Origin of the sequence: Actinomadura sp. NAK00032, assembly GCF_013364275.1 — a bacterium.
Classification (GTDB): Bacteria; Actinomycetota; Actinomycetes; order Streptosporangiales; family Streptosporangiaceae; genus Spirillospora.
The window spans coordinates 3726586-3731037 of record NZ_CP054932.1; the positions used below are offsets into that span (position 1 = coordinate 3726586).

The 4452-nt window shown below is 73.3% G+C and carries 4 protein-coding genes; 3 read left to right on the plus strand and 1 reads right to left on the minus strand.

Annotated features, from left to right (window positions below; all coding sequences use genetic code 11):
- The first annotated feature begins 3 nt into the window (after positions 1 to 3).
- Genes HUT06_RS17475 through HUT06_RS17485 form a run of 3 tightly spaced genes read left to right on the plus strand, consistent with a single transcriptional unit; the run spans position 4 to position 3884 of the window.
- Positions 4 to 1920, plus strand: a complete 1917-nt coding sequence (locus tag HUT06_RS17475; protein ID WP_176196712.1) for a radical SAM protein — start codon at positions 4 to 6, stop codon at positions 1918 to 1920.
- A gap of 4 nt (positions 1921 to 1924) precedes the next feature.
- On the plus strand, positions 1925 to 3082 hold the full coding sequence (locus HUT06_RS17480; RefSeq protein ID WP_176196713.1) for an acyl-CoA dehydrogenase family protein: 1158 nt from the start codon (positions 1925 to 1927) through the stop codon (positions 3080 to 3082).
- 37 nt (positions 3083 to 3119) lie between these two features.
- Complete coding sequence (locus HUT06_RS17485; protein WP_176196714.1) at positions 3120 to 3884, plus strand: thioesterase II family protein; 765 nt, start codon at positions 3120 to 3122, stop codon at positions 3882 to 3884.
- A gap of 30 nt (positions 3885 to 3914) precedes the next feature.
- Here HUT06_RS17485 and HUT06_RS17490 read toward each other — a convergent pair whose 3' ends face one another.
- On the minus strand, positions 3915 to 4178 hold the full coding sequence (locus tag HUT06_RS17490) for a ferredoxin (protein ID WP_176196715.1): 264 nt from the start codon (positions 4176 to 4178) through the stop codon (positions 3915 to 3917).
- Between the last annotated feature and the right edge of the window lie 274 nt (positions 4179 to 4452).

Below are 4452 nucleotides of genomic sequence, written 5' to 3' on the forward strand. Positions count from 1 at the left end.
GCGATGCCCAGGACCGTCGCCCTCGTCGAGGTGCCGCTCTACCCGCACACGCTGCCGCTCGTGTCCGGCTACCTGCGGGCGTACGCGCTGCGCGACCCGGAGATCGCCGGGGCGTACGCCTTCACCACCCACTCCCGGTCGGTCGCGCATCCCGCCGGCGACCTGGTTGCCGAGCTGGTCGCGCTGGACTGCGACGTCTACGCGCTGAGCTGCTACCTGTGGAACATGCGCCGGATGAGCGCCGTCCTCGCCGCGCTGCGCGCGGCCCGCCCGGACGCCCGGTTCATCCTCGGCGGGCCGCAGGTGATGAACCGCATCGCCGCGTACGTCGACCCGGTGGCGGAGAACGTGGCGGTCGCCGACGCCGAGGGCGAGACGGTGTTCGCCGCCTACCTGCGGGAGCTGGCCGCGCCGGAGCCCGACCTCGCCCGGGTGCCGGGCATCAGCTTCTGGCGGGACGGCGAGCTCGTCCGCACCCGGCGCCCGGACCGGATCAGGGAGCTGGACGACATCCCCTCCCCGTTCGCCGCCGGGATCTTCGACGGCGCAGACTACACGTTCGCCGTCGTCGAGACCAACCGGGGCTGCCCGTTCCGCTGCACCTACTGCTACTGGGGAGCGGCGACCAACGACAAGGTGCACCGCTGGGACCTGGACCGCGTGAAGGACGACCTGACCTGGCTCAGCGAGCACGGCGTGGAGAGCATCTTCCTCGCCGACGCCAACTGGGGCGCGCTGCCCCGCGACGTCGAGCTGACCCGGCACCTGGTGGCCTGCAAGGAGCGCAACGGGTACCCGCTCATGGTCAACTTGCAGGCCGCGAAGAACCGCCCGGACCGGGTCACCGAGATCACCGAGATCCTGGTGGCCGGGGGCATGCTGACCAGCCAGCCGGTGTCGCTCCAGACGGTCAGCCCGGACGCGCTGGCCATGGTCGACCGCTCGAACATCCGCGAGGCCACCTACATCGAGCTGCAGGACACCCTGCACGAGAAGAGCATCAGCTCCTACACCGAGCTGATCTGGCCGCTGCCCGGAGAGACGCTCGACTCGTTCCGGCAGGGCATCGGGCGGCTGTGCCGGATGGGCGCGGACGTGATCGTCACCTATCCGCAGCTGCTGCTGCCCAACACGCCGATGGAGCGGCAGGCGGACGCCCTCGGCATCGAGACCGTCCGGGTGGACGACGACACCTCCGAGGCGGACGTCGTGGTCGGCACCAGATGGGTGGACCGCGCCGGCTACGAGCGGGGCGTCTGGTTCTACTACGCCGTCGTCGTCGCCTACAACGCGCGCGCGGCGTTCCACACCGCCCGCCACCTGGAGGCCGCAGGGGTCCTCGACCAGGAGTCGCTGCTGGAGGAGGTCGCCCGCTGGTTCCGCGAGCACGCCGACCGCGAGCCGTGCCGCTTCCTGGCCGACTCGGTCGCCACGCTCGACAACTACGACATCAACAACGTCGGCAAGGTGCTGCACATGGTGATGCACTCGCACCGCGCCGAGGTGGACCGCCTGCTCCTGGAGTTCGTCCGCACCCTGCCGCGCTGGCGGGACGACCCGCTGCTGCGCGCCCTCTTCGAGCTCGACCTGCTGGCCCGGCCCTACGTCTACCGCGAGCCGGTCGCGCTGCCGGACGTCCCGCTCGACGAGGTCGCGGTCGTCCGCCGCGGGCGGTTCGACATCACCGCCGAGGTGCCGCGCGCGGCGGCGGAGGCGGCCGGCGTCACCGGCGTCCCGGACGGCGACCGGGTCACGGTCGTCATCGACCACCGCGGCCGCCGCAAGATGCCCTACCCGCGGCACCGCGGCCTGGAGCACAACGCCGCGTACTGCCAGGCGATGATGAACCGGATGCGGGACGTCCTGCCCGAGTGGCGGGCCGTCCGGCCCGCCGCGCCGACCGCCGCGCCCGCGGGGTGAACCGATGCGCGAGGAGATCCTCGACGACGAGCACCGGGACTTCCGGAACCTGGTGCGGGCCTTCATCGCCAAGCAGATCGCCCCGCACTACGCCGCCTGGGAGGAGCGCGGCATGGCCGACCGCGCGGTGTGGCGGGAGGCCGGGGCCGCCGGGCTGCTCGGCATCGACATGCCCGAGGAGTACGGCGGCGGCGGCAACGGCGACTACCGGTTCCAGGCCGTCCTGGCGGAGGAGCTGGCCCGCGCCGGGACCTACGCGCCCTGCCTGCCGCTGCACAACGAGATCGTCGGACCGTACCTGCGGACGCTGACCACCGGCGAGCAGAAGGGCCGCTGGCTGCCCGGCTTCTGCTCCGGCGCCTGCGTGACGGCCATCGCCATCACCGAGCCGGACGCGGGCAGCGACGTCGGCGCGATGCGCACCACGGCGGCGCGGCGGGACGGCCACTGGGTGCTGACCGGCGGCAAGACCTTCGTCTCGAACGGGCACAGCGCCGACCTGTACCTGGTGCTCGCCCGCACCGCGGGCGGCCCGGCCGCCGGGCGCCCCTCCCGGGGCGCCTCGGCGAGCCTGTTCGCGGTGGAGCCGGACCGGCCCGGGTTCGCCCGCGGCCGCAAGATCGACAAGATCGGGATGCGCGCGCTGGACACGGCCGAGCTGTCCTTCGACGAGGTGCCGGTGCCGGCGGAGAACCTGGTCGGCCGGCCCGGGCGCGCGTTCGGCTACCTGCTGCGCAACCTGGTCCAGGAGCGGCTGTGGATCGGGGTGTCCGCGCTGGCCGCCGCGGAGCAGATCTTCGAGGAGACGCTGGAGTACGCGGGGCGGCGCTCGGTGTTCGGGGCGCCGGTCGGGCACCACCAGGTCAACCGGCACCTGCTCGCCGAGCTCGCCACCGCCCTCGCGGTGGCCCGCAGCCACTGCGACCGGGCGATCCTCGCGCACAACGAGGGACGGCTCGGCGCGGAGGACGCCGCCATGGTCAAGTGGTGGAACAGCGAGCTGTGCCAGACGGTGGTGAGCCGCTGCCTGCAGCTGCACGGCGGCTACGGGTTCGTCCGCGAGTTCGCGGTGGCGCGGGCGTTCGTGGACACCCGGGTGCAGAGCATCTACGGCGGCACCACCGAGATCATGAAGGAGATCATCGGCAACTCGCTGGTCTGAACGGCCACCGGGCGACCGGGAGGAGGCGCGTCCGGCAATGGCGCGGGCACATCCGTGGTATCTGACGTTCGAGCCGCGCCCGGACGCGCGGCTGCGGCTCTACTGCCTGCCGTGCGCGGGCGGCGGCCCGTCGATGTTCCGGGACTGGGCGGCGCTGCTGCCCGGCTGGATCGAGGCGCGCGCCGTGCGGCTGCCCGGCCGCCAGGGCCGGCATCGCGAACCGGCGCCGACCGACGCGGGCCGCGCCGTCGCGGCGCTGCTGGACGGCCTGTCCGACGGCCTCACCGGCGATTACGCGTTCTTCGGGCACAGCATGGGCGCACTGCTCGCCTACCGGATGACGAGGGAGCTGGCGAGGACGGGCGCGGCGGGGCCCCGGCTGCTCGCGGTGGCGGCCTGGACGCCGGACGGGGCCCCGCACGAGGCCATGCCGGACCCGGCCGCCTCCGACGCGGACTTCGCCGCCGCGATACGCGGCCTCGGCGGCGTACCGGACGAGCTGCTGGACGACACGCTGCTGCGCGCCGCGCTCCCGGTGCTGCGCGCCGACTTCGAGCTGTGCCGCAGCCACGTCCGCGAGCCGGGGCCGCGGATCGCCGCGCCGCTGGTCGCGATGGGCGGCGCCGGGGACGGGGTGATCCCGCCGGCGCTGATGGAGGTCTGGCGGACCGAGGCCGCGGACTTCCGGGGCCTCCACCTGTACCCGGGCGGGCACTTCTTCCTGCACGACCACGCGGCGGAGCTGACCGGGCTCGTCGCGCGGACGGCCGGGTCCGTGCTCGACGCGCCCGCGCGGAGCTGAGCGAGGCGGGGCCGAGCGAGGCGGGGCCGGTCAGCGCGGTAGCGGCCGGCCTTCGCCCTCGACCGGGGCGAGGAGCTCGCCGGTCGAGGCGTCGCGCACGGTGATCGCCTCCACCGGGCAGCTCTCGCTCGCGTCGAGCACCGCGTCGTCCTCGCCGATGAGCGCGTCCACGGGTTGCGACCGGTTGCCGCTGATGCGGAAGCGCGCGGCCGCGAGGGCCGTGCACATTCCCGCTCCTATACAGCGGTCCGCGTCGACGTCGACGCGCCAGTCGCGATTGTTGTCCGCGGCCATGGTCCGCCCTTTCTCCCGGTCCCGCCAATTTATCGCGCGGGGGTCGATCCGGAGCGATCCCGCTGCCTCGATGTCCTGTCGACGGGACAGAGAATCCCCAGATCAAAGAGGCGATGGGCTGATCGTCCCCTTGACCTGGAGGGCGTCCCCCCAGGACAGTGGGCAAAGGTGCTTCCCGGCCTGGCCAATGGTGCATGGCCGGCCTTTCCATAAGCTGAGCCGCCGCTTCCGCGCGGCTCATTCTCTGTGCATTTCTCGCGGTGGGGTGATGGAC